Source organism: Polaribacter sp. MED152 (assembly GCF_000152945.2).
Lineage (GTDB): Bacteria > Bacteroidota > Bacteroidia > Flavobacteriales > Flavobacteriaceae > Polaribacter.
Map to the genome: position 1 here is coordinate 2,422,220 of NC_020830.1, position 23,860 is coordinate 2,446,079.

The following is a 23,860-nucleotide window of genomic DNA, read 5'->3' on the forward strand; positions in this document are numbered from 1 at the left end:
AATCTCAAAATTTAATTTTGAGATTTTTTTTTGTGCAATTTTCCCTTTCGAGACTTTTTGTTTTTCAAGTGTAAAGATGTTGCTTTTTGTAAAAGTACAGCTAGGGTTTAAACCTAAAGCACTTAGGGAAAAACCCCTTTTTTAGATTCAAGTAGAACGTATCTTAAATTTAATTGTATTTTAGATTTTCAACTAACCTTAAAAACTTCATACTAATGAAAATCAAAGCTTTTAATTATTTACTAATTTGCAGTATTGCACTAAGTATTATTTCTTGTAAAACAGAATGCGAACATACCAGTGATAAAACTGTAGATGAATCTTGTTACCCAAATAGCACAAAACCATCTCAAATTATTACGTATGAAGAAATGGCAGATATGATGGATACCTTTGAAAAAGGACCTAAAAAAGAATTAGACAAGTATCTAAAAAAAGTTAGTGGTGGAAAACGTACTATATCTACTGTTTACAATTGGTACGAGTTAGATGATTTAAAACAATACATAGCATATATAGAGAGAATATCTAAAGAAAAAGACATACCACTTACTGGTTTTAGAATTTACCCATCTACATATCCTAAGAACTATAAAGATAAAGAATTAAGAAATGTACAAACTTTAATTTTTACGCCAACAACTACCATTGGTGGCAAAGATGATGTTGCTTTTGAACCCTTATATTCAGAAAAAGGAAAGCCAGCAGAAATTTTACAGTTTTTAGAAAAAGTAAGAGCAAAACAAGTAGATAAAGCAAGTATGCTTAACTTAAATAGGCAAGGTGGTTTAGAGAGTTCTTCTGCAAATAGAATTAAACCAACACCTCCTCCATATTAATAGTATGGAATTATTTCAGGATTCATTACTATATGTAGAATTAATAAGTCTGCTTTTAACGCTTCTCTTTCTTAAAAGTTATAAAAGTAAACAGTATTGTTTTTTTATTGCGTATTTGCTGTTTGCAGTTCTAGCTGATTTTTTAGGCGGTTTAATTAATGAAGGTAGTGATGCTTGGTTGTATAATATCTATACTTTTTTTGAGTATGGTTCAGTAGCTTTAATTTATTACTATGCAACAAACACAAAACTCTCTAAAAAAGTAATTGTTTATACTTCAATTTTTTTTTATACAATTTACGGTTTGAGTTTTGTGTTTACTAGCTGGCAGACTTACACTGTAATTCTATTGCATTTTTGTGTGGTACCTTTTTTCTTTTTTTATTTTCAAGAGTTACTCAACTCTAAAAAAATTATGAACTACAAAAAACAATTGTTTTTTTGGGTAACAGTCGGATTTTTAATTTATTATTTTGGTAACTTACCATTTATTACGCTATCTTTTATTGGTATGCTTCAAAATAGAATTTTATATTCAGTGCCTACCTTTATTTTGCTTATTGTGCATGGAATTTTTATAGTGAATTTAATATGGTTGAGAAAAGTTCGGAAATTGTCATAATCATTACCACAATCATTGTGTTATTAATGGTTTTTGGTATTATTATTTTATTTTCAATATTTCAACGAAGAAAAAATGATATTCTAACAGAACAAGAAAAAGAAAGAGAAGAATTTGAAAGAACAATTGCAGAAACCCAAATAGAAATTAGAGAAGAAACACTAAGAAACATTAGTTGGGAGCTGCATGATAATATTGGGCAACTACTCACTTTAGCAAAAATACAATTGCAATCTGCCACAGAACAAAATATTGCAGAAGTAAGAGATACCATTACAAAAGGGCTAACAGAGGTTAGAGCATTGTCTAAATTAATTAATCCAGAAGCATTAGATAACATCAACCTAAAAGAAGCAATTCAATTAGAGGTAGATCGTTTTAATCGTTTAGATTTCATTAAAGCCACCTTAGAAATTGTTGGTGAAGAAAAAGAAATCAACCAAAAGGCAACTGTTATTTTATTTAGAATTCTACAAGAGTTTTTTTCGAATACCATTAAACATGCAAGAGCTTCAGACTTGGTAATTAGGCTAAATTACTCAGATACAGATTTACACATACTTACAAAAGATAATGGGGTTGGTTTTAAATCGTCTACCAAAAAAGAAGGTATAGGTTTGTTAAACATTAAAGCTAGAGCCAAATTAATTGGGGCAGAAGCCAACCTAACATCAAAAGAAAACAAGGGTACTAATTTAGAAATAAGATATAATTATGAGTAAATTTTCGGTAGTGGTTGTAGATGATCATACATTGTTGTCTCAAGCCATACAAACTATGGTAAATACTTTTAAAGATTTTACAGTGCTGTATACTTGCAAGAATGGGCAAGAGTTGGTAGACCGTTTTTCTGAAAATGGTAAAAAGCCAGATGTGGTTTTAATGGATATTAATATGCCTGTAATGAATGGTATAGAAGCAACAGCATACATTGCAGAACATCATCCTAAAGTAAATGTTATGGCACTTTCTGTAGAAGATGATGACAAAACCATTTTAAAAATGATAAAAGCTGGGGCTGTAGGCTATTTGCTTAAAGACACAGAAAAAACAGTTTTAGAAAAAGCATTAAGAGAAATTGTAGAAAACGGATTTTACCACACTAAAAATGTAACCAATTTACTTATGAAATCTGTAAATGGTGTTCTTAAAGATGATGTGGTTTTAAAACCAAGAGAAATAGAGTTTTTAAAACTTGCTTGCACAGAAATGACGTATAAAGAAGTTGCAGATAAAATGTGTTTAAGCCCCAAAACCATAGATGGCTATAGAGAGGCTTTGTTTGCAAAATTAAATGTTAGAAACAGGGTAGGTATGGTAATATATGCAGTAAGAAATAAAATTTACACTGTGTAAAAATATTGTAAATTTGCAGCATGGAAGAAACGAATAGACAAAGAAAAATTGCAGGTGTGCTGCAGAAAGATTTAGTAGATGTGTTGCAAAAAGCCGCACAAGATGGTATGAAAGGTGTAATTATTTCTGTTTCTAAAGTGCATGTTACTTCAGATTTGGGTGTTGCAAAAGTATACCTAAGTGTTTTTCCTTCAGAAAAGAGAGATGAGTTGGTTAAAGGTGTGCAATCTAACACTGTTTTAATTCGTCATGAAATGGCAAAAAGAACTAAAAATCAATTACGTAGAATGCCAGAATTGTTATTTTTTGGTGATGATACTTTAGATTATTTAGAAGAGATAGATAAATCTTTAAGTGGGCAAGATGAAGACCCAATTAAAAATCCTGATGTATTACCAAGAAGAAAGAAATTATAAATTCAAACCAACTCTTTGAATTTTTCTTACTACATAGCCAAAAGATACTTATTTACAAAAACTAGCAATAATGCTATAAACATCATTACTATAATTGCTTCATTTGGAGTTATAGTAAGTTCTTTAGCCTTGTTTATTATTTTGTCTGGCTTTTCTGGTTTAAGAACCTTTAGTTACAGTTTATTAGATGCATCAGATCCAGATTTAAAAATAACTTCAGTAAAAGGCAAATCGTTTTTAATAGATGATGCTTTTACCCAAATCTTAAACGATAATTCAGCTATTGTTACTTATTCTAAAATAATAGAAGAACGCGTTTTTCTAGAATATGGAGATAAAAATGAAGTTGCTTTTATAAAAGGTGTAGATACCAATTATGCCAATGTTACTAAAATAAACGAATCTATTTACATTGGTGATTGGTTAGATACTACCTATGCAAATACAGCAGTTATTGGTAGAGCCATTGCCATAAAATTATCTTTGGGTGTTAATAGTTATGGTAGGCCATTAACAGTTATGATACCAAAACCAGGCAAAGGTTTTATAAACCCTAACAATGCATTTTATAAAATAGATGTGCAAATTTTGGGCTTGTATACAGGTACAGAAGAATTCGAGAATAAGTTTGTGTACGTAACTTTAAATCAAGCAAAAAACCTATTAAGATTTAAACATAATCAAGTTACAGGTATAGAGCTTAAATTAGCAGATGTTACACAATCTAACACTGTAGCAGACGAGTTACAAACCTTATTGGGTAGTGCTTATAAAGTGCAAACTAAAGAGCAATTGAATGAGGTTTTTTACAAAGTAATAAACACAGAAAATTTTGTGTCTTACCTAATTTTTACTCTAATTATAATTATTGCTTTATTTAATGTTATTGGAGCCATAATTATGATGATTATCGATAAAAAACAAAACTTACAAACCCTTTATAATTTAGGTACCACCATTCAAGAAATTAAAAAGATATTTGTGTATCAAGGCTTTTTACTTACCTTTTTTGGTATGTTGATTGGTTTGTTTTTGGGCATCATTCTAGTATTTTTACAAGATGCTTTTGGTTTATTTATGATTACTGAAAACTTGGCTTACCCAGTAGAATTTCAGTTTTATAATGTATTAATTGTTATATTTACCATAACATTATTAGGTTTTGTTGCAGCCAAAATAGCTAGCAGTAGAATCAACCAAAAATTCATTGAAAAATAATATGCGTAAACTTTTTAAAATGACTTATGCAATAGGGTTCTGCCTATTGTTTATGAGTTGCGTGAGTACAAATCGTAATAGATATCTTAAAAATGGAAAGGTTTTAACAGGAGATTATACTAATTATGAAAAAGGCTATACTTTAAAAATACCAGATACCTGGGTTGGTTTTTTAGATACCCATAGTCAGTTTGCTTACAAACCAAAAATATCTATAAATCAGAAACCTTATATAGTAGTTCGTGTAATGAACGAAAGTACTTTAAAGGTAGATGATAACATTTCAAACTTAGAGGAATTTACAAATGCATATGTGAAAAATATAGTTGCTAAAAATGTAAATCCTAATTTAAATGTAAGTTATCAAGAGCATAATTTATACAAAAAGTATTCTGTTGTAAGTTATAAAACCTCTTTTTTAGGTAACAATTATACGAGTTTAGCTATTAGTTTTTATTACAATTCAAAACCTTTCAGAATCAGTTATTTTGCTCAAAAAGATGAGTTTGCTAATTATGTAGAGGATTTTACTAGCATGCTAGAAACTTTTAGAATTACGGAATAATGATAAAAAAGGTCCTAATTTTTAGCTTATTAGCAGCAATACTTTCTTGTTCATCCGTAAAAAGAGTAGAAAAATCTTGTAGAGAAAATCCTTTTGAAAAATTAGATAGTTTGCAAAAATCAAATCAAAAATTAAATTACAAGATATATAAACCTAAAGACTGGAAAAATGGCAAAACTAGTTATGGAGATTGGTATTCTTTGCAAGGAGAATTTACAGACTCTTTAAATTACTATAATAAAGCTAATGTGTATATAGGTTTGCATAAAATAGCTAATGAATGCAATTCAACTGCTTATACAATAGATGATTATTTGTCCTATTTTATTGATTATACCAGCAAACATTTTCCAAAAGATAAATTCAAGTATTTATTATTAAAAGGCAAGCATAAAATTTATGGTTCTATTTATATTGTAAAATACACAGAAAAAATAAATACGAATAAAAGTTATACTAGAAGTTTTTTTCTCTTTTTTGAAGCCAATATAGGGTATAACATACAATATGTTACAGAGCCCAAATACTATGACACCTATCTTCCTGAAGTACAAAAGATGGTAAATTCCTTTAGAATTTTAGAATAATTAAAGTTTAAAATAACCTAGCTAGATTGTTTTTTGATGTTAATTATTAATGTTTCTTTTTAGTGATCTCTTTTTACTTTGTATTGAGATTTACTTTATGTTTCATTAATGCTTAACGTATAAAAGTTGTTTGTAAAACCTTTACTATACCCTAAAGATAAAATTTATTTAAGTTATAAAACATTTAATCAGATACTTAACTAGTAACTGTCGTTTAAATTCTGATAAATGTAGATTATTGGTTTGTTAACGAATATCTGGTATTAATGCATTTCCAAATTTTGCTTCAACTTCATCAAACGTTTTAAAAACATCTGCAGGATCATCTGAAGTAACCATTTTTAAACGATAATCTTTAAAATGAGGAATGCCTTTAAAATAGTTGGTATAATGCCTTCTGGTCTCTACAACTCCTAAACGTTCACCTTTCCAATCTATAGCCATTTGCAAATGTCTTCTAGCCACTTTTGTTCTTTCTGCAATAGAAGGTTTTGCTAAATGTTCTCCTGTTTTAAAGAAGTGTTTAACTTCGTTAAAAAACCAAGGATAACCTATAGATGCTCTACCAATCATAGCACCATCTAAGCCATATTTGTCTCGCATTTCCATGGCTCTTTCTGGTGTAGTAACATCACCATTACCAAAAACAGGAATATGCATTCTTGGGTTATTTTTTACAGCTGCAATAGGCACCCAATCTGCATTACCTTTATACATTTGAGCACGAGTTCTACCATGAATAGAAATTGCCTTACAACCAACATCTTGCAAACGTTCTGCAACTTCTACAATTCGTATTGAGTCATGATCCCAACCCAATCTTGTTTTTACAGTAATAGGTAAATTTGTATGCTTAACCATGGCTTCTGTAAGTGAAACCATTAAATCGATATCTTTTAAAATACCTGCACCTGCACCTTTAGAAACCACCTTTTTTACTGGGCAACCAAAATTAATATCAATGATATCTGGATTCGATTTTTCTACAATTTCTATTGTTTTTAACATCGAATCTAAATTCGCACCAAAAATCTGAATTCCTACAGGTCTTTCTTTCTCGTAAATATCTAGTTTAATTACACTTTTAGCAGCATCTCTTATTAAACCTTCTGATGATATAAATTCGGTATACACTACATCTGCACCATTTTCTTTACACAAAGCTCTAAAAGGTGGGTCAGACACGTCTTCCATTGGTGCAAGTAGCAATGGAAAGTCAGGAAGTTCTATTTGATCAATTTTTACCAAAACGAATTAATTTTTTGCAAAATTACTGTTTTTATATGTTAAAACCCAAAGACCGTAAAAACCTAGAAATAGTTCTGCATACATACCAAATAAAAAGCCGAAGGTTGGTGAACCATCTAATACAAAACTTAGCACTCTACCAAAACCTAAACCCAACATAAATATCATATTGGTTACTAAAGCAGTTTTTAAAAATTTTGGTTTTATGATGCCTAAAAGCCAAAGTAGGGCAAATCCCAAATACAAACCCATAATAGCTTTAAATGCATTTTGCTCATCTAACGTTTCTGGGTAGATTTCAAATTCTGAACTAGGGTTGAAGCCATAAACAAACGCAACAGGAATTACAATACATACAGAAATAATAAGATGTATTTTTTGTATAAATTCCTGTTTTGTTTTTAGCATCTACTTACCTTTAAGCTTTTCTTTTGTAAAGATAGCTTATTTGATAATTAGTTTTTTAATTCCAAAATCTACTTGACTACTCACAATGCGAACAAATTTAACTCCTGAACTTAAATCTAAATTAAAATCGAACTCATTCTTACCTTTTTGAATAGTAACCGCTGATGAAAACAAGGTTTTACCAGTAATGTCTGATATCATTAAATTGGCTTTTGTGTTGACATCACTAAATAAAATACTTTTAAAGTTTCCAACAGAAGGATTTGGGTATACATCAAATTCGTTAAATACTAAGTTGCTATCTGTTTCTATTGATGTATTTAAACTACCATTTTTAGAGGCAGCTTCACCAACTATAGTAATAGTAACAGTAGCAGAATCTGCAAAACCATTTCCATCTGTAATTGTGTAAGTAAACGTATCTGTACCTACAAAATTAGCAGGAGTAGAATAATTAATTTGTCCATCAATAACACGAATATCACCTCCATTATCGCTAGCTGTAACCATTTTGCCATTGGTTAAAGTTAAAGGATGAGAAGAGTTTTTACCATTTGCACCATAATTGTCATTTGCAGTAACATCTATAAGTATATCTTCACTTTTTTCTGTTACTGTTATTTCATCATCAAGAGCATCTACAGTTCCTGTTTGAACCACTTCCTCTTCAACCGTTAAGAAAACAGTGGCAGTAGATTGTATCCCTTCATTATCTTCTATGGTATAGGTAAAAGAGTCTTCACCTTCAAAATCTCCTGTTGGTGCATATACCATTAAATGATTATCTCTAGAAATAGTAAAACCTTCAGTACTTAAAGCATCATATTCAATGATAGTACCATCGTTTGTAATATCGTTCTCTAAAACATCTAAGGCTGTTGCTGAATTTATGTGAATTGTAAAAGTATCATTATTGGCCTTTGTTTCTAAAGGTTCTGAGGTTACTGTAATTCTTACATTTGCTTTAGAGGCAAATCCTTTTTTATCTGTAATTGTATATTCAAAAGTATCTATACCTGTAAAACCTGTTGGTGTACTATATTCAATATTGCCATTTAAAACTCGAATGGAACCACCATTAGTACTCTCTGTAGATAATTTACCATTGGTTAAGGTTAATGGATGATTTTCATTAGGTCCGAAAGTTCCAAAACTATCATTGGCTAAAACATCAATACTAATATTGCTGCTATCAGCAAGTAGCGCTAAAGTATCATTTACGGCTGTTATTGGCCCACTTTCTATAATTTCTTCTTCTACAATAAGGGTAACTGTGGCAGTAGATTGCACTCCATTTGCATCTTCTATGGTATAGCTAAAACTATCATTGCCTTCAAACCCGTTTATAGGTTCATAAACAAGTTCTGAATTCACCAAAGAAATGGTAAAACCTTGTTCACTGGAATTATCAAAATTTACAATTGTAGCAGTTGTTGGAAAATCATTTTTAAGCACATCTAAACTTGTACTTTCGTCTATTTTTATGGTATAACTATCACCTTTAGCATCCGCAGGCAAATCTCCACCAACAGTTATGTTTACAGTGGCATAATCTGCAAAACCTTTGGCATCTGTAATGGTATAGGTAAATGAATCTGAGCCTACAAAATTTAAGGGAGTTGTGTAGATTACTGTACCATTAGCAACACTTATAGTTCCACCATTATTGCTGGCAGTAACTAATTTACCATTAGTTAATGTTAATGGGTGAGAGCTGTTCATACCATTTACACCATAATTGTCATTTGCTAAGACTTCTATCACATTATTTTCACTACCAATATTTACACTTACGGTATCGTCTATAGCTTCTAATGAACTTGAATTTACAGTTTTTGGTTCAACCGTTAATGAAACTATTGCACTAGATTGATTGCCATCTGCATCTTCTATGGTGTACGTAAACTCATCCATACCTATAAAACCATTAGTTGGGGTATATAAAATTGCTGAGTTCTCTATAGATAATGTGAAACCTTGGTTACTATTCGCATCTACAGATACTATACTTACATTTTCTGGTAAGTCGTTAACCAAAACATCTAAACTAGTTGCAGTATCTACATCTATCGAAAAATTGTCATTTGCAGCTTCTGCAGGATAATCGCCTCCAATAGTTATGGTAACTGTTGCAGTATCTGCGTAACCATTGGCATCTGTAATTGTGTACACAAACGTATCTATACCTGCAAAATTCGCTGGAGCAGTGTAATACACTTTTCCATTGTAAACACTAATAAGTGCACCATTATCACTGGCAGTTGCAGTTTTACCACCTGGAAGTGTTAAAGGATGTGTTGGGTTTTCGCCAAATTCACCATAAAAATCATTCGCTAAAACATCAATAGCAATATCAGAGCTACCAACATTTATGGTAATAGCATCATCTGCTGCTTCTAAAGGTCTTTCGTTTACTTTTACAGTAACTGTTGCTGTTGCTTGCACCCCTTCTGAATCTTCTAAAGTATAGGTAAAACTATCATTTCCAGAAAATCCGCTTGCAGGTGTAAAGGTTAGAACATTATTACTTTCTGTTATTAAATTTCCGTTTACAGAGTTGTTATCAAAAGAAATTATAGCAGTGTTTTTTGTATCGTTTTCTAAAACATCTAAATCAATTGGCGTATTAAATTCGGTGATAAAGTTATCATTTGCAGCAAAGGTTTCTACCTCAATTGGTTCTATTTTTAAATAGTCTATAACCATGGTTTGAGTTCCACTCCAATTAAAATCATTAGCCCAAGGTAGTTGTCTAAAGCCAAAAATAACTTCAGATTTTCCTGTGGCAATATTTGTAGTAATGGTTTCTTGTAAAACATTGTCTATAAAGAAATCAATTCTATCTGCTCTCCAATCAATAGTATAGGTATGAAACTGATCGTCTATCAATGAAATTTTTTCATTATTATCATTAATAATAGCTTTCTTAGTACCTGTAAAAGGGCGTGCAGAATTTTCGTTTGCGTTTCTCCATGTGTTGAATCTAGCATCTGTCCAGCCATTATTTTCTGGTAAAGTTTCATGAGAAGGAGTGGCACTATCATTAGCAACAACCTCTATATCTACTTCATTAAATTTAATACCTTCTTGATTGTAGGTAAATAAAAAACCTACTAAGCCACCATCTACAACTGCACCTTTCATTCTCACTTCAAGACGATGATTTTCGGCAACTCCACCAAAAATTAAAGTTTGAAAAGGATGAATCCAATCTAAATCGTTAGTAATATCTGCATCTACTTGTATGTAGGCATTACCATCTCCAGGAATAAATTTATTCCAAGAATCTTGATTGGGATGAATTTCGTTGTAAAAAGACCAATAGGCACCTGTAGGTGTATTTGCTGGATAACCAGGATTGTCAAAATCTTCAAAATAAGTTAAACTTTCAGGGTTAAATTGTGCTAAAGAGTTAACAGTCGTTAGAAGAATGCAGGTTATAAGTATATATTTTTTATATACGTATAACTTACAAGCATTGGGTAATGTTGTAGTCATTAGGTTAGGGGTTAAAAAGTTGGAAAAGGGGTTAGTTTGTAGTTAAGGGGTTAGTAGGTTTTAAGGGGTTTAGTAATTTGTTTAGCTGTATAAAAAACACATAAAGTGTTCATTTATTCGAAATCAAAGCTAATAATAAAAATTTAAGTAATCACTAAAAAATGATATTTTTTTAATGATTTAAATTTAATAAATAATTGACAGTCAAGTGGTGCACCAGTTTTAATTCTCCTTTTTTGGACTGAGAAATAGCTTTAGATCTTAGAAATTAACTTCCTTTTCAGCTTTTTAAACTCTTCTTGTGCTAAGTGCTTTAGTTGTGTTGCCTTTATCAAAAATAGATTATACACGCCTATTGCTCATTGTATTTGTAACAACACAATCAGCTTAGTAAATCATAAAATATATTTGAAACTGATTTAATCAATGCTTAGAATAACACATTGTTCTAAAAACAAATCACCCATCAAACTGTCATATTTAGCCACTTTACCTTTAATGGTAACTTTTTGATTTAGTTTTATAGGTTTATCTAGTTTTTGATATTTACAAAAAGCCTGGCTATTTAGCGTAAAACTTGTTGCAGTTATAAAAGTAACTCTACCTTTTAAAGAAACAGTTTTATTTGTCCAACTTAAGGGATCTTTATGAATTTCTGCATAAAATTCTTCTGTTGTGCCCGTAAATTGTATTGTTTGTGTATTTGTACTTGATGAATTTTTAAAATATGTATAACTACCAAAACCAATACATAATGTAGCTAATACAAAAATAATAATGATTTTATTTTTTCGTGCTTGCATAACTTTACTAATTATATACCTGTTTAAAAATTAATTTCTTTCTCTACTTTTTCTTCTCCTCTTTTAACAACCACTTTTGTTTTGCTGCCTTTATCAAAAACAGAAAGTGCACGCATGTAGCTCATCATATTTGTAACAGTGCTATCACCTAATTGAATTACAATATCACCTTTTTGTAAACCTGCTTTTTGTGCTGGTTTATCTTCAGAAATACCATCAATTCTCATACCTACACCATCAAATAAATAATCTGGAATTACACCTAAACCTACTTTAAAACGAGGAGTGCTATCACTTTCGTTTTTTGTTTTTCTAAATGCCAACTTTCCATTATCATCTAAATCAGAGATGATAGCATAGATGTAATCAGAAATTAAATACATACCCTCATAATTTAATTTTTCTGAGTCATCACCTGGTTTATGATAGTCTTCATGTTGCCCCGTAAAAAAATGTAATACAGGCATATCTGCCAAGTAAAAGCTTGTGTGATCACTTGGGCCAACACCAGATTCTTGCTGAACTAGTTTAAAATTATCATTATGAGATTTTAAAACTTGTTTAAAAATTGGCGAAGTTCCTGTGCCATAAACAGCTAACGTAGAATCTTTTTTCATTCGGCCAACCATATCCATATTTATCATATAAGATACTTTTTTGGTATCAATAGTTGGGTTTTTTACAAAGTAATTCGAACCTAAAAGGCCCATTTCTTCTCCAGAAAATGCCATGAATAAATAATTATTGTTGGTATTTTTGTCTTTAAGCTTGGCAGCCAAATTTAAAAGAATGGCAACACCAGAAGCATTATCATCTGCTCCATTATGAATAGCTTTTATAGAATCTCTGTACAAAGAACCTTCACCTCCAAAACCTAAATGATCGTAATGTGCACCAATAATAATGGTATTTTCTGCTTGGTTGTCTAAATAACCTATTACATTATTTCCTGTAATAGTTCCATCACCATTTACATCGAACTTTACTTCATCATGAGGATTGGTTTTTGGTTTAAATGTAAAGGGTTGTAAATAGTTGGTAGTACCTTTTTCTAATAAACCCAACTCTGAAAATCTTTCTGAAATGTATTTAGCAGCTTTTTTCTCACCTTCAGTACCTGTTTGCCTGCCTTCTAAGGCATCAGAAGCTAAAAAAGCTACATCTTCTTTTATTCGGTTTTCTTGGTTAATTTCTGGTTTACAAGAAACTAAAATGCTCAAAAAGATTAGAATTATACTGTATTTCATGATGATAATATTATTTTTGTAAAGTTAATTAATAAAATAGAAAATGAGAATTATTTCCTTTGTAGTATTAGCTTTATTGATGCTTTCTTGTAAAAACGAACAAAAACCAAAAGTAGTTTCAAATTCAGAAGTAGAGGTTGCTAAAGATTCTTTAATATATCCTGAAGAAAAATACTTTAAGAGTTTAAGACAAGTAACCTTTGGTGGAGATAATGCAGAAGCTTATTGGAGTTTTGATGACAAGCAATTGGTTTTTCAATCAAATTACACAAAGTGGAATGTTGGTTGTGATCAAATGTTTTTAATGAATGCAGATGAGAATTTTAAGAACAGCATGCCACCAATGATTTCTACAGGAAAAGGACGTACAACCTGTGCTTATTTTTTACCTGATAACAAACATATTATTTACGCTTCTACACATTTGGTAGATGAAGAGTGCCCAGAAGTTCCTCTTCGTAAAAACGGAAAATACATTTGGCCTGTTTATGATAGTTTCGACATTTTTGTGGCAGATTTAGAAGGTAATATTGTAAAACAACTTACTAATGAAGTGGGTTATGATGCAGAACCAACTGTTTCTCCTAAAGGCGATAAAATTGTTTTTACATCAACAAGAAGTGGAGATTTAGAATTGTATACTATGAATATAGATGGCACTGATGTTAAGCAAATAACAGATGAATTGGGTTATGATGGTGGTGCTTTCTTTTCACCTGATGGGACAAAAATTATCTTTAGATCTTCTAGACCAAAAACAGAAGAAGAAATTAAAGCCTATAAAGATTTATTGGCTGAAGGTTTAGTAGAGCCTACAGAAATGGAGCTTTATATTTGTAATGCTGATGGTTCTGATTTAAGACAATTAACAGATCTTGGAAACGCAAATTGGAGTCCGTTTTTTCATCCTTCAGGAAAAAAGATTCTTTTTTCATCGAATTTTGAGGCAGAAAGAGGCTTCCCATTTAATTTATATTTAATAGATATAGATGGTAAAAATTTAGAAAGAGTAACACATGGCGAAACTTTTGATGCATTTCCTGTTTTTTCTAACGATGGTAAAAAACTAGCCTTTTCTTCAAATAGAAATAATGGAGGTGGTAGAGATACCAACTTATTTATTGCAGAATGGCAGGACTAAAAGGATAGACATTCTGAAATCAATAAAAAGAGAGATCAATCTATTGCTTATAGAATGGCAAGACTAAATTATGGCTTGGACAAAAGATAAAATCTTAGTGAATATAGAAGCTTTAATGCGAAGTAAATTTACGAACCCTAAAGAGGCCTTCGATTTTTATGATGCAGATAAAGATGGTTTTTTAACTAAAAGTGATTTTAAAGTACTTTTAAAAGAGGCCAAAGTGAGTAGCTTAATTCGAGGTTTGGTTGCAGAATTTATGATGCAAAGCTTCGATCAGAATAAAGATGATTTAGTAAGTTGGGATGAATTTCAAGAAGCTATTAAAGAATCTGGAATGAAAGAATAATTTAAAATGGGAGCAAAAGAAAATATTTTAAGAGATATACATACGTTAATTACCACTAAATTTGCGACTACTGAAGAAGCCTTTTTAAATTTTGATAAGGATAAAGATGGTGCTTTAAACAAAGATGAAATTAAAGATTTGCTAAAAGAAGCAGGTGTAAATGGTTTTATTCGAGGTATGGTTGCAGGAGAAATGCTCAAAGGTTATGATAAGTCTGGAGATGACACCATCAATAAACAAGAGTTTAACATAGCTATTTCAGAACTAAAAAGAGACTATTAATTTCAGCTCAAAATTAAAGTTAAAGTACAATGATTTTCGTTGTACTTTTTTTGTTTGAGAAGGTGTGTAAATAGCATATCTTTGTAGATTGAAAGTAGTTAGATAACGAAGTATGAAGAACATTAGAAACTTTTGTATAATTGCACACATAGATCATGGTAAAAGTACTTTAGCAGATCGATTGTTAGATTATACTGGCTCTGTAACTGAACGTGAAAAACAAAATCAGTTATTAGACAATATGGATTTGGAGCGTGAACGTGGAATTACCATAAAATCACATGCAATTCAGATGGATTTTATTCATAATGGAGAGCCTTATATTTTAAATTTAATTGATACTCCAGGTCACGTAGATTTTTCATATGAAGTTTCAAGATCAATTGCTGCTTGTGAAGGTGCTTTATTAATTGTAGATGCTGCACAAAGTATACAAGCACAAACCATATCTAACCTATACTTGGCTTTAGAGAACGATTTAGAGATTATTCCAATCTTAAATAAAGTAGATTTACCTTCTGCAAATCCAGAAGAAGTAACAGATGATATTGTAGACTTATTAGGTTGTGACCCAGAAGAAGTAATACACGCAAGTGGTAAAACTGGTTTTGGTGTAGACAATATTTTAGAGGCAATTATAGATAGAATTCCTGCACCAAAAGGTGAGCCAGATGCTCCTTTACAGGCACTAATTTTCGATTCAGTTTATAACTCTTACAGGGGAATTGAAACGTATTTTAGAGTAATTAATGGCGAAATAAAAAAGGGTCAAGAAATTAAATTCATGGCTACAGGCAAAAATTATTTTGCAGATGAGGTAGGAACTTTGAAATTAAGTCAGGTTGTTAAAAAATCTGTAAAAACAGGAGATGTTGGGTATTTGATTACAGGTATTAAAACAGCAAAAGAAGTAAAGGTAGGTGATACTATTACAGATGCACATAAACCAACTACAGAAATTATTGATGGTTTTGAAGATGTAAAACCAATGGTTTTTGCTGGTATTTATCCTGTGGATACAGAAGATTATGAAGAGTTGCGTTATTCTATGGAAAAACTGCAATTAAATGATGCTTCTTTGGTGTTTCAACCAGAAAGTTCTGCAGCATTAGGTTTTGGTTTTCGATGTGGATTCTTAGGAATGTTGCATATGGAAATTATTCAAGAACGTTTAGAACGTGAGTTTAACATGACAGTGATTACTACTGTACCAAACGTGTCTTACCATGCATTTACAAACAAAGAACCAAACGAAATATTAATTGTTAATAATCCTTCGGATTTACCAGAACCTTCTAAATTGAATAGAGTAGAAGAGCCTTTTATTAAAGCTTCTATTGTAACTAAATCAGATTTTGTAGGGCAAGTAATGTCACTTTGTATCGAAAAAAGAGGGCAAATTGTAAATCAAACGTATTTAACTACCCAAAGAGTAGAACTTATTTTCGAAATGCCTTTGGCAGAAATTGTTTTCGATTTTTACGATCGTTTAAAAACCGTTTCTAAAGGTTATGCTTCTTTCGATTATCATCCAATAGGTATGAAAGAATCGAAACTAGTAAGAGTAGATATTCTATTAAATGGTGATACTGTAGATGCACTTTCTGCTTTATTGCATGCAGACAATGCTTACACTATTGGTAAAAAAATAGTAGAAAAATTAAAAACGTTAATACCTAGACAACAGTTTGATATTCCTATTCAGGCTGCAATTGGTGCCAAGATTATTGCTAGAGAAACCACAAAAGCTTTACGTAAAGATGTAACTGCAAAATGTTATGGAGGAGATATTTCTAGAAAACGTAAGTTATTAGAAAAGCAGAAAAAAGGTAAGAAAAGAATGCGTCAAGTAGGTAATGTAGAAATTCCACAAGAAGCATTTATGGCAGTTTTAAAACTGAACGATTAACAAAAGCTAAATGAATAAATTTAGAATTATTGGTGTTTTAATTTTAGCAGTAAGTACACTTTACTTAATTGTTTTTAATTTTAGTAACGATGTTTTAGATTTCATTGCAGGTATGCTAATGGCTGTTGGAACTGCATTTACGTTTGGTATTTTACCGAAGAAAAAGCAACAAAAGAAATAGTCTAAAACTAAAAATAAAATACAGAAAACCTCTTTAAGAAATTAAAGAGGTTTTAAATTTGTAGCTACTTGCTGCTTGTAAAGTTTAATTATCTGCGTTTATTCTATTTTCTTCGTCTCTATTTCTATTTCTGCTTGCTTTTTTCTTACCAAATTGATCTCCAAAACTGTAGGTTAATCTAAATTGAATATTTTGTCTAGAGCCATTACTTTCAACAGCTGCAGTTCCATTTCCATAATCTATATTACCTACAAAACCTCTGTTTAGCATTTTATTGAATCCTAAATTTGCTTTTAATTTTTTGTTTAAGAAAGATTTACCAAAAGAGAAGTTTAATTCGGCTAACCAATCTACTTCTATTTGACCTTCTAAAGCTCCTGTTCCATAATTACCATTTACTTCAAAAGTAACATCCCAAGGCAATTCATAGCTTGCTTGTACAAACCAAATTAGGTTCCATTTGTTTAAATCTACTCCATAAGTAGAAGATTGAAAATCTGTATTTGTAACTATTATACCTGTGTACCCTTCTAAACCATCAGTTAAATTTAAAGGGGCAAATAATCTAAAATTCCAATTGGTGTTGTTTTCTACATTTACTTCTTGTTGGCGAATTTGTGCTGTGTCATTATCTTGACGAATTAATTGAAAAATTACATCATCTGTTTTGCTATAGCCAATTGTAAAAAATGGTTGGCCTTCATAGGTTAAGTTAAATTGATAATTGTTAGTGTAAGAAGGAGTTAAAAATGGGTTTCCTTCACCTGCAGAAAAAGGATCTAAAAAAGTCGCGAAAGAGTTTAAACTATTGTAAGATGGTCTCTGTATTCTGTAACTGTAAGAAACACTGGCTCCTAAAACATCAGTAATTTTTCTACTGATAGAGGCACTTGGAAAAAGTTTTTTTATGGGCCTTTCTAAAATCTCTGTTCTTAAATTTCCATTGTCCATAAAAATAGAAGTACCATCTGTATTACTATCTTCATAACGTAAACCTCCAGAGAAAGACCATTTGCCAGATGTTGCATTAATTTTAGAATATATGGCAAATATGGTTTCATCAATTAAAAACTGGCTGCTTTCATCTTCAACAAAGTCAAAACCACCAGAATTGTTTGCAATTAATGACTGTAAATCATTATTAGTGGCAACATCTGCAAATCGTGATCCTAAACTTAATTTAAAGTTATCTGTAAATTGCTTGCTGTAATCTATACTGTAGGTTTTTATATTATAGGTACCATCTTGTATGTATCTTCTATCTGTAAACGGAATTGTACTGCCTGCAACATCATATAAAGTATTGGTGTTGTCATTTACAAAATCTAAATAATTAAAATCAATTAATAGTCGATCTGTATCTGTTTTATATTCATAATATGGGTTTATTGAATAGTTTTTACGTTCTCTATCAAAACTATTCTCAGAAAAAAGCGTGTTGGTATTATTGGCATCAGAAATAATGGTTTCACTAGATGCTATTCTGGTTGAATTTCTAGTATTAAAGCTTGTACCTAAACCAATAGAATTTTTGTCATTTATGTAATAATCTAAACTACCACTTATTCTAAAATTATCTGGATCATAAGGTTCTCTTGTAGTTTGATCGTAGGTTTCGTTACCTACAGTTCTTACCAAGAATAAATCTTCTCTAAATGTTGGTTGTGAGTAGCCTACACTTGTTTGCCAATTTAATTTGTTTTTGTAGCTGGCAATTGAAAAGCCTGAACCCCACTCAAAACCTTGGTCTTCACCAATCCAAGAATTTACACTTCCATGGGTGCCTAATTTTACATTTTTCTTTAAAATGATATTAATTATGGCAGCAGAACCAGATGCTTGATATTCTGCTCCTGGTTGTTCTACAACTTCTATTTTAGAAATATTATCTGCAGGAAAATCTCTCAATAGTGTCTCAACATCCATGTATTCAGTAGTTTTTCCGTTTATTAAAATTCGAACACCACTATTTCCAGCAATGGTAATTCCATTATTGGTTACTAAAACACCTGGCACTTTACGCATTACATCCTGCAAAGAGGTATTAATCATTTCAGATTGTTCTAAATCTACAATTAATTTTTCTGCAGTTTGCTTAATTACAGGTCGTTTGCTTTTAACGATAACTTCATTTAAAGATTGACTTGTTTCTTTTAAAGTGATGTTAAATGTTTTGTTTGATGATAAACTGAATTTATCAATTTTCTCAGTTTCGAAACCTAGCATTGACACTTCTAAAGTGTAGTTTCCATCTGCAATGTTTTCAAGAATGTAAGTACCATCATCTTTAGATACAGTTCCTTTAGGATTTTCGGCTTTATCAGCATTATACAAAACAACGTTTGCAAATGGTAATGGTTGATTTTGTTCGTCTACTATTTTACCATTGATATTATTTTGTGCAATACAAGTTAAAATTCCGAAGAAAAATAGCGTTGAGGTTAAAAGAAATTTCATTTTTGGTTGGATTGTTTTTATTATAACACTGAAAAAGTGACATTTTGTTACACAAGAAATATGAAAATCTGATAAAGTGCCTATAATTTTCTTTAACAGAGATTAAATTTCTATAAAAACATAGACGCCAAAAATGTGCAAATAGTTTCCTAGCAAAAAAAAGCACTCTTAAAAAAGAGTGCTTTTTTTAGAATACTTTTTTTGATAAAGTTTAATCTCTACCTCCAAGAACTTGTAATGCCCAATATAAAAGCATTGCTAAAGAACTTAATGCAGCAACTAAATATGTTCTTGCTGCCCATTTTAAAGCATCTTTAGACCCTGCATATTCATCAGGAGTTACCATGTTTTTATTTTTTAACCAAGCTAAAGCCCTGTTACTGGCATCATACTCTACAGGTAAGGTAATAAAGCTAAAAATAGTTGCAAGTGCCATCATTGCTAAACCAGCAACAGCAACATAAAAACCAATGCCTGAAGCACCAGATGCAGCTCCTAAAATTAAACCACCAATTACTAGCCATTGAGAAAATCTTGAAGAAACGCTTACAACAGGCACTAATTTAGAACGCATTGTAAGCCAGTCATAAGCAGTAGCATGTTGTACTGCATGCCCAACTTCATGTGCTGCAACTGCAGCAGCAGCAGCATTTCTTTGGTTGTAAACAGCCTCGCTTAAATTTACAGTTTTATCTTTTGGGTTGTAGTGATCTGTTAATCTACCAGGAGTAGAAATTACTTTTACATCATAAATGCCATTATCTGCCAACATTTTCTCAGCAATCTCAGCACCACTCATTCCATTTCTTAAAGCAACTTTAGAGTATTTTTTAAATTTACTCTTTAAAGTGTTGCCTACAAGCCAGCTTATTAGAGAAATAACTCCAATAAGTATATAAAATCCCATCATAATTTATAATTTTTAAAATTGTATATCATATTTGTTTGATAAATTTACAACATAAATTATTCCATTTTATTTTTTATCAATAAAAATGTAGAATAATCACAAATAGGCAGATTATACAAGAAGTAGCTAATTTAGAAATGACAATATGACAAATAAACCTAATATTCTTATTGTTTATACAGGTGGAACCATTGGAATGATTAAAGATTATAAAACCAATGCATTAAAGGCGTTTGATTTTAGTCAGATTACCAAAAACATTCCAGAATTACATCAATTAAATTGTAATATAGAAAGCATTTCTTTTGATGAACCTATAGATTCATCGAACATGAATATCGACTTTTATCGAAAAATTGTAGATATCATAGAAGAAAATTATAAAAAATACGATGGATTTGTTGTGCTTTCAGGTTCAGATACCATGTCTTACGTATCTTCTGCAATTAGTTTTATGCTAGAAAATCTTCAAAAACCGATCATTTTTACAGGATCGCAATTGCCAATTGGAGATTTAAGAACAGATGCTAAAGAAAACTTAATTACTTCTATAGAAATTGCATGTGCTAGAAAAGAGAATAAGCCAATTATTGCAGAGGTTTGCTTGTATTTTGAGTATAAACTTTACAGGGCGAATAGAACTACAAAAATTAACGCAGAGCAATTTGAGGCATTTACTTCCATGAATTATCCGCCTTTAGCAGAAAGTGGTGTGCACTTAAACTTTAATGAATATTATATTCATAAACCAGATTTCAATAAAGAGTTAGTGGTTAGAAAAAATCTAGTAAATGATATTGCTATTCTAAAACTCTTTCCAGGAATTACAAATAATGTAGTAGAAAGTATTTTAAATGCTAAAGGTTTAAAAGGGGTAGTTTTAGAAACTTATGGTGCAGGTAATGCTCCAGATCAAGAATGGTTTTTAAATTTACTTAAAGATGCTGTGCAAAAGAATATTAAAATAATTAATGTAACACAGTGTGTAGCGGGTTCTGTTTCTCAAGGGCATTATGAAACAAGTGTGGTCTTAAAAGAACTGGGCGTAATTAGCGGAAAAGACATAACAACTGAAACTGCAATTGCAAAATTGATGTATTTATTGCATGAAGATTTAAGTAATGATGAATTTACTCACTATTTTGAAAAACCATTAAGAGGAGAATTAACGATTTAATGCATTTTTCATAAGAATTAGATAATATTATCAAATTATTAATAAATGTGCTTAGAAAACAGAAAAGCATAAAAAAAAATTTTTTTATGCATAACATTTTTTGTTACTTGGCACTCTCTTAAAAGAAAAGGTTATGTTTTAAGCGCGAAAAAAGATAAAGTGCTACATAATTTCTATTTTTGAGATGAAAATTTATATCTTTAACCCGTTAACTATTAAAATTAATTTATAACTAAGATGAAAAAAGTAGTAAATGTCTTATCTGTAACAGGATTTATGTTTTTTGGAGCTGTACAATCTACATTCGCTCAAGAAGCAGCAACTGAATCGCAAACATTTCACCAAATATTAAAGCAAAACTTTATTGATGGTGGACCAGGATTTATGGGAATTGTATTAGTAGCTTTAATTTTAGGTTTAGCTATTGCCATTGAAAGAATTATTTATTTAAACATGGCAACTACAAACACTAAAAAATTATTAGCAAACGTAGATGATGCATTAAGTTCAGGAGGAGTAGAAGCAGCAAAAGAAGTTTGTAGAAATACAAAAGGACCTGTAGCATCTATTTTTTATCAAGGTTTAGATAGAGTTGATGAAGGTATTGAAGAAGCTGAGAAAGCAGTAGTTTCTTATGGAGGAGTTCAAATGGGACAATTAGAGAAAAACGTATCTTGGATTTCTTTATTTATTGCATTAGCACCAATGCTTGGTTTCATGGGTACTGTAATTGGTATGATTGGAGCATTTAACGACATTGCTGTAGCAAACGATATTTCTCCAGCAGTAGTAGCAGGAGGTATTAAAGTAGCCTTATTAACAACCGTATTTGGTTTAATTGTGGCTATTATTCTTCAAATTTTTTACAACTACATCGTTGCAAAAATCGATAGTATTGTAAACAATATGGAAGACGCGTCTATCTCATTGATAGATTTATTAGTAAAGTATAAAAAATAAAACTTAGTATGAAAAGTAATAAAATTTTAAGTATTTTAATTGCTGCAATTGCTCTAATTGGAGGTTTCCTTTTCATAAGAATATTTATGGAAGATGCTGAAGTGATTGAGACTGACGTAGACGTAGCTAATAGCGTGGTTAGCCCATTAATCTATTATTCAACATATTTATTTTATGCTGCAGTAATAATTACTATAGGTTTATCGTTAATTAGTTTGGTAAGAAACCCTGAAAATCTAAAGAAAACTTTAGGTGGTTTGGCTATCTTAGGAGTTCTATTACTTGTAGCTTATTTCTTATCAGACAGTGAAGCAGTTTATAATGCAGCTGGTGGTATAGAAGAAGGAGGAGAAGAAGGCTCTGCAGTAAACAAATGGGTTGGAACAGGAATTTGGTATAGCGTTATCTTAGGAGGTATAGCTAGTTTATTCTTTGTTTGGGACTTATTAAAAGGATTATTTAAATCATAATATATGGCAAGAAGAGATAACCCAGAAATTAACGCAGGTTCTATGGCAGATATCGCTTTTCTGCTATTAATTTTCTTTTTAGTTACTACTACAATGAACGTAGATTCAGGTATCTCTAAGAAGTTATCAGAAAAGCCACCTATTGATTATGTACCACCTGTAATTAAGAAAAAGAACATTTTTGAAGTAAATATTAACAGAAATAACGAGTTACTTGTAGAAGGCGAACGTATGGATGTTAAAGATCTTAAAGATGAAGCTGTAAAGTTTATTGATAATGGTGGAGGTGTAGGAAACCCTGGAGAGGATGGTACACCTGGAAAAGCATGTGATTATTGTAAAGGAGAAAGAAGCGATGCTTCTTCAGATCATCCTAACAAAGCAATTATTTCTGTTCAAAGTGATAGAGGTACAGATTATGGTACTTATATTGTAGTTCAAAATGAGCTTTTAAAAGCTTATACTGAGTTAAGAAACAGATTAGCTAGAGAACGTTATGGAATGTCTTATCAAGAATTAGAACAAGCTTTTTCTGATGCTAAGAAAAGTGCAGATCTATCTAGCGAAGTAGATAAGTTGAGAAAAAAGGTTGAAGATATTAAAACATCTTATCCTCAAATTATTTCTGATGCAGAACCAACTTCATAATTAATTTAAATTTAAAACAAAAGTATGTCTAAATTTAGAAAAAAGAAAAAAGGAATGCCAGCTGTGAATACAGCAGCTCTGCCAGATATTGTATTTATGTTACTATTTTTCTTCATGGTTACAACTACTATGAGAGAAACAAATTTAGTAATAGAAAATCCAAGACTTCCTGGAGCTACAGAGATTAAGAAGTTAGAAGATAAAAGTTTAGTAAGTACTATTTATATTGGTAAATCTAAAGATCCTAATAGAGATGGTGTTGGTTATAACAAGATTCAGTTGAATGATAAGATATCATCAGCAGATCAAGTACCAGCTTTTATTTTTAGCAAGAGAGATAAGATAGCAGAGGCTTTACACCCTTTTATGACAACGTCAATAAAAGCAGATAAAGAATCTAATGTAGGTACCATTATAGATGTTAGATTAAAATTAAGAGATGTTAATGCTCTTAAAATTAACTACTCTACAACAGCAGCTGCACAGAATAATTAAAGACATTTAGTTATATATACAAGGGGTTAATTCATTAGAATTAACCCTTTTTTATTGAACCTATTTTATTTATT

The 23,860-nt window shown here is 30.8% G+C and carries 24 protein-coding genes; 17 read left to right on the top strand and 7 right to left on the bottom strand.

Annotated elements, in window-relative coordinates; translation table 11 throughout:
• The first annotated feature begins 215 nt into the window (after nucleotides 1-215).
• From MED152_RS10695 to MED152_RS10730, 7 genes are all read left to right on the top strand, one after another.
• Entirely contained in the window at nucleotides 216-839 is a 624-nt protein-coding gene (locus MED152_RS10695; protein WP_015481898.1) for a hypothetical protein, read from the top strand.
• Between the two features lie 591 nt (nucleotides 840-1,430).
• On the top strand, nucleotides 1,431-2,183 hold the full coding sequence (locus MED152_RS10705) for a sensor histidine kinase (protein WP_015481900.1): 753 nt from the start codon (nucleotides 1,431-1,433) through the stop codon (nucleotides 2,181-2,183).
• Nucleotides 2,176-2,817, top strand: a complete 642-nt coding sequence (locus MED152_RS10710; protein WP_015481901.1) for a response regulator transcription factor — start codon at nucleotides 2,176-2,178, stop codon at nucleotides 2,815-2,817. Before MED152_RS10705 ends, MED152_RS10710 begins: the two co-directional genes overlap by 8 nt.
• 20 nt (nucleotides 2,818-2,837) lie before the next feature.
• Nucleotides 2,838-3,233: a 30S ribosome-binding factor RbfA gene (rbfA, locus tag MED152_RS10715; RefSeq protein ID WP_015481902.1), complete on the top strand. Its 396-nt coding sequence runs from the start codon at nucleotides 2,838-2,840 to the stop codon at nucleotides 3,231-3,233.
• Between the two features lie 15 nt (nucleotides 3,234-3,248).
• A complete protein-coding gene (locus MED152_RS10720) occupies nucleotides 3,249-4,451 on the top strand; it encodes an ABC transporter permease (protein ID WP_015481903.1) in 1,203 nt (400 codons plus the stop codon).
• Between the two features lie 61 nt (nucleotides 4,452-4,512).
• Nucleotides 4,513-5,016 (top strand): hypothetical protein, encoded by a 504-nt coding sequence (locus MED152_RS10725; RefSeq protein WP_148284813.1) that lies wholly within the window; start codon nucleotides 4,513-4,515, stop codon nucleotides 5,014-5,016.
• Entirely contained in the window at nucleotides 5,016-5,603 is a 588-nt protein-coding gene (locus tag MED152_RS10730; RefSeq protein ID WP_015481905.1) for a hypothetical protein, read from the top strand. Before MED152_RS10725 ends, MED152_RS10730 begins: the two co-directional genes overlap by 1 nt.
• Nucleotides 5,604-5,849: 246 nt before the next feature.
• On the opposite strand, the gene dusB is transcribed toward MED152_RS10730, so the two are convergent.
• From dusB to MED152_RS10755, 5 genes are all read right to left on the bottom strand, one after another.
• Nucleotides 5,850-6,851, bottom strand: a complete 1,002-nt coding sequence (gene dusB / locus MED152_RS10735; RefSeq protein WP_015481906.1) for a tRNA dihydrouridine synthase DusB — start codon at nucleotides 6,849-6,851, stop codon at nucleotides 5,850-5,852.
• A gap of 6 nt (nucleotides 6,852-6,857) precedes the next feature.
• Entirely contained in the window at nucleotides 6,858-7,259 is a 402-nt protein-coding gene (locus MED152_RS10740) for a DUF4345 domain-containing protein (protein ID WP_015481907.1), read from the bottom strand.
• A 36-nt stretch (nucleotides 7,260-7,295) separates the two neighbouring features.
• Nucleotides 7,296-10,757, bottom strand: a complete 3,462-nt coding sequence (locus tag MED152_RS10745; protein ID WP_015481908.1) for an Ig-like domain-containing protein — start codon at nucleotides 10,755-10,757, stop codon at nucleotides 7,296-7,298.
• A gap of 419 nt (nucleotides 10,758-11,176) precedes the next feature.
• Nucleotides 11,177-11,560, bottom strand: coding sequence for a hypothetical protein (locus tag MED152_RS10750; protein ID WP_015481909.1), 384 nt, complete (start codon nucleotides 11,558-11,560; stop codon nucleotides 11,177-11,179).
• Nucleotides 11,561-11,583: 23 nt separating this feature from the next.
• Nucleotides 11,584-12,807, bottom strand: a complete 1,224-nt coding sequence (locus MED152_RS10755) for a M28 family peptidase (RefSeq protein ID WP_015481910.1) — start codon at nucleotides 12,805-12,807, stop codon at nucleotides 11,584-11,586.
• Nucleotides 12,808-12,850: 43 nt separating this feature from the next.
• Between MED152_RS10755 and MED152_RS10760 the strand changes: the two genes are divergently transcribed.
• The 5 genes from MED152_RS10760 to MED152_RS13755 all read left to right on the top strand — a co-directional run bounded on the left by MED152_RS10760 (nucleotide 12,851) and on the right by MED152_RS13755 (nucleotide 16,669).
• Nucleotides 12,851-13,948, top strand: coding sequence for a PD40 domain-containing protein (locus MED152_RS10760; protein ID WP_015481911.1), 1,098 nt, complete (start codon nucleotides 12,851-12,853; stop codon nucleotides 13,946-13,948).
• Between the two features lie 70 nt (nucleotides 13,949-14,018).
• Complete coding sequence (locus tag MED152_RS10765) at nucleotides 14,019-14,297, top strand: EF-hand domain-containing protein (RefSeq protein WP_015481912.1); 279 nt, start codon at nucleotides 14,019-14,021, stop codon at nucleotides 14,295-14,297.
• Nucleotides 14,298-14,303: 6 nt separating this feature from the next.
• Entirely contained in the window at nucleotides 14,304-14,579 is a 276-nt protein-coding gene (locus MED152_RS10770) for an EF-hand domain-containing protein (protein ID WP_015481913.1), read from the top strand.
• Between the two features lie 112 nt (nucleotides 14,580-14,691).
• Nucleotides 14,692-16,488 (top strand): translation elongation factor 4, encoded by a 1,797-nt coding sequence (gene lepA, locus MED152_RS10775; protein WP_015481914.1) that lies wholly within the window; start codon nucleotides 14,692-14,694, stop codon nucleotides 16,486-16,488.
• 10 nt (nucleotides 16,489-16,498) lie between these two features.
• Nucleotides 16,499-16,669: a hypothetical protein gene (locus MED152_RS13755; protein ID WP_015481915.1), complete on the top strand. Its 171-nt coding sequence runs from the start codon at nucleotides 16,499-16,501 to the stop codon at nucleotides 16,667-16,669.
• Between the two features lie 84 nt (nucleotides 16,670-16,753).
• Here the strand turns inward: MED152_RS13755 and MED152_RS10780 are convergent, their stop codons facing one another.
• Together MED152_RS10780 and MED152_RS10785 are read right to left on the bottom strand one after the other, a co-directional pair.
• Entirely contained in the window at nucleotides 16,754-19,126 is a 2,373-nt protein-coding gene (locus tag MED152_RS10780; RefSeq protein ID WP_015481916.1) for a TonB-dependent receptor, read from the bottom strand.
• 211 nt (nucleotides 19,127-19,337) lie between these two features.
• On the bottom strand, nucleotides 19,338-20,036 hold the full coding sequence (locus MED152_RS10785; protein ID WP_015481917.1) for a zinc metallopeptidase: 699 nt from the start codon (nucleotides 20,034-20,036) through the stop codon (nucleotides 19,338-19,340).
• A gap of 145 nt (nucleotides 20,037-20,181) precedes the next feature.
• Between MED152_RS10785 and MED152_RS10790 the strand changes: the two genes are divergently transcribed.
• From MED152_RS10790 to MED152_RS10810, 5 genes are all read left to right on the top strand, one after another.
• A complete protein-coding gene (locus MED152_RS10790; protein WP_015481918.1) occupies nucleotides 20,182-21,213 on the top strand; it encodes an asparaginase in 1,032 nt (343 codons plus the stop codon).
• A 237-nt stretch (nucleotides 21,214-21,450) separates the two neighbouring features.
• Complete coding sequence (locus MED152_RS10795) at nucleotides 21,451-22,173, top strand: MotA/TolQ/ExbB proton channel family protein (RefSeq protein WP_015481919.1); 723 nt, start codon at nucleotides 21,451-21,453, stop codon at nucleotides 22,171-22,173.
• 8 nt (nucleotides 22,174-22,181) lie between these two features.
• Nucleotides 22,182-22,643 carry a hypothetical protein gene (locus MED152_RS10800; protein ID WP_015481920.1) on the top strand — a complete coding sequence of 154 codons (462 nt, stop codon included), beginning with the start codon at nucleotides 22,182-22,184 and terminating at the stop codon, nucleotides 22,641-22,643.
• Between the two features lie 3 nt (nucleotides 22,644-22,646).
• On the top strand, nucleotides 22,647-23,291 hold the full coding sequence (locus MED152_RS10805) for a biopolymer transporter ExbD (protein WP_015481921.1): 645 nt from the start codon (nucleotides 22,647-22,649) through the stop codon (nucleotides 23,289-23,291).
• 24 nt (nucleotides 23,292-23,315) lie between these two features.
• Nucleotides 23,316-23,786: a biopolymer transporter ExbD gene (locus MED152_RS10810; RefSeq protein ID WP_015481922.1), complete on the top strand. Its 471-nt coding sequence runs from the start codon at nucleotides 23,316-23,318 to the stop codon at nucleotides 23,784-23,786.
• Nucleotides 23,787-23,860 lie beyond the last annotated feature (74 nt).

Excerpts from the sequence above, each read along its gene's own strand:
- MED152_RS10770 (WP_015481913.1), top strand. The coding sequence starts at position 14,304 with ATGGGAGCAAAAGAAAATATTTTAAGAGATATACATACGTTAATTACC.
- lepA (WP_015481914.1), top strand. The coding sequence starts at position 14,692 with ATGAAGAACATTAGAAACTTTTGTATAATTGCACACATAGATCATGGT.
- MED152_RS10740 (WP_015481907.1), bottom strand. The coding sequence starts at position 7,259 with ATGCTAAAAACAAAACAGGAATTTATACAAAAAATACATCTTATTATT.
- MED152_RS10805 (WP_015481921.1), top strand. The coding sequence starts at position 22,647 with ATGGCAAGAAGAGATAACCCAGAAATTAACGCAGGTTCTATGGCAGAT.
- MED152_RS10795 (WP_015481919.1), top strand. The coding sequence starts at position 21,451 with ATGAAAAAAGTAGTAAATGTCTTATCTGTAACAGGATTTATGTTTTTT.
- MED152_RS10800 (WP_015481920.1), top strand. The coding sequence starts at position 22,182 with ATGAAAAGTAATAAAATTTTAAGTATTTTAATTGCTGCAATTGCTCTA.
- MED152_RS10765 (WP_015481912.1), top strand. The coding sequence starts at position 14,019 with ATGGCTTGGACAAAAGATAAAATCTTAGTGAATATAGAAGCTTTAATG.
- MED152_RS10695 (WP_015481898.1), top strand. The coding sequence starts at position 216 with ATGAAAATCAAAGCTTTTAATTATTTACTAATTTGCAGTATTGCACTA.
- MED152_RS10785 (WP_015481917.1), bottom strand. The coding sequence starts at position 20,036 with ATGATGGGATTTTATATACTTATTGGAGTTATTTCTCTAATAAGCTGG.
- rbfA (WP_015481902.1), top strand. The coding sequence starts at position 2,838 with ATGGAAGAAACGAATAGACAAAGAAAAATTGCAGGTGTGCTGCAGAAA.
- MED152_RS10750 (WP_015481909.1), bottom strand. The coding sequence starts at position 11,560 with ATGCAAGCACGAAAAAATAAAATCATTATTATTTTTGTATTAGCTACA.
- MED152_RS10810 (WP_015481922.1), top strand. The coding sequence starts at position 23,316 with ATGTCTAAATTTAGAAAAAAGAAAAAAGGAATGCCAGCTGTGAATACA.
- MED152_RS13755 (WP_015481915.1), top strand. The coding sequence starts at position 16,499 with ATGAATAAATTTAGAATTATTGGTGTTTTAATTTTAGCAGTAAGTACA.
- MED152_RS10790 (WP_015481918.1), top strand. The coding sequence starts at position 20,182 with ATGACAAATAAACCTAATATTCTTATTGTTTATACAGGTGGAACCATT.
- MED152_RS10710 (WP_015481901.1), top strand. The coding sequence starts at position 2,176 with ATGAGTAAATTTTCGGTAGTGGTTGTAGATGATCATACATTGTTGTCT.
- MED152_RS10760 (WP_015481911.1), top strand. The coding sequence starts at position 12,851 with ATGAGAATTATTTCCTTTGTAGTATTAGCTTTATTGATGCTTTCTTGT.
- MED152_RS10755 (WP_015481910.1), bottom strand. The coding sequence starts at position 12,807 with ATGAAATACAGTATAATTCTAATCTTTTTGAGCATTTTAGTTTCTTGT.
- MED152_RS10705 (WP_015481900.1), top strand. The coding sequence starts at position 1,431 with ATGGTTGAGAAAAGTTCGGAAATTGTCATAATCATTACCACAATCATT.
- MED152_RS10780 (WP_015481916.1), bottom strand. The coding sequence starts at position 19,126 with ATGAAATTTCTTTTAACCTCAACGCTATTTTTCTTCGGAATTTTAACT.
- MED152_RS10730 (WP_015481905.1), top strand. The coding sequence starts at position 5,016 with ATGATAAAAAAGGTCCTAATTTTTAGCTTATTAGCAGCAATACTTTCT.
- MED152_RS10745 (WP_015481908.1), bottom strand. The coding sequence starts at position 10,757 with ATGACTACAACATTACCCAATGCTTGTAAGTTATACGTATATAAAAAA.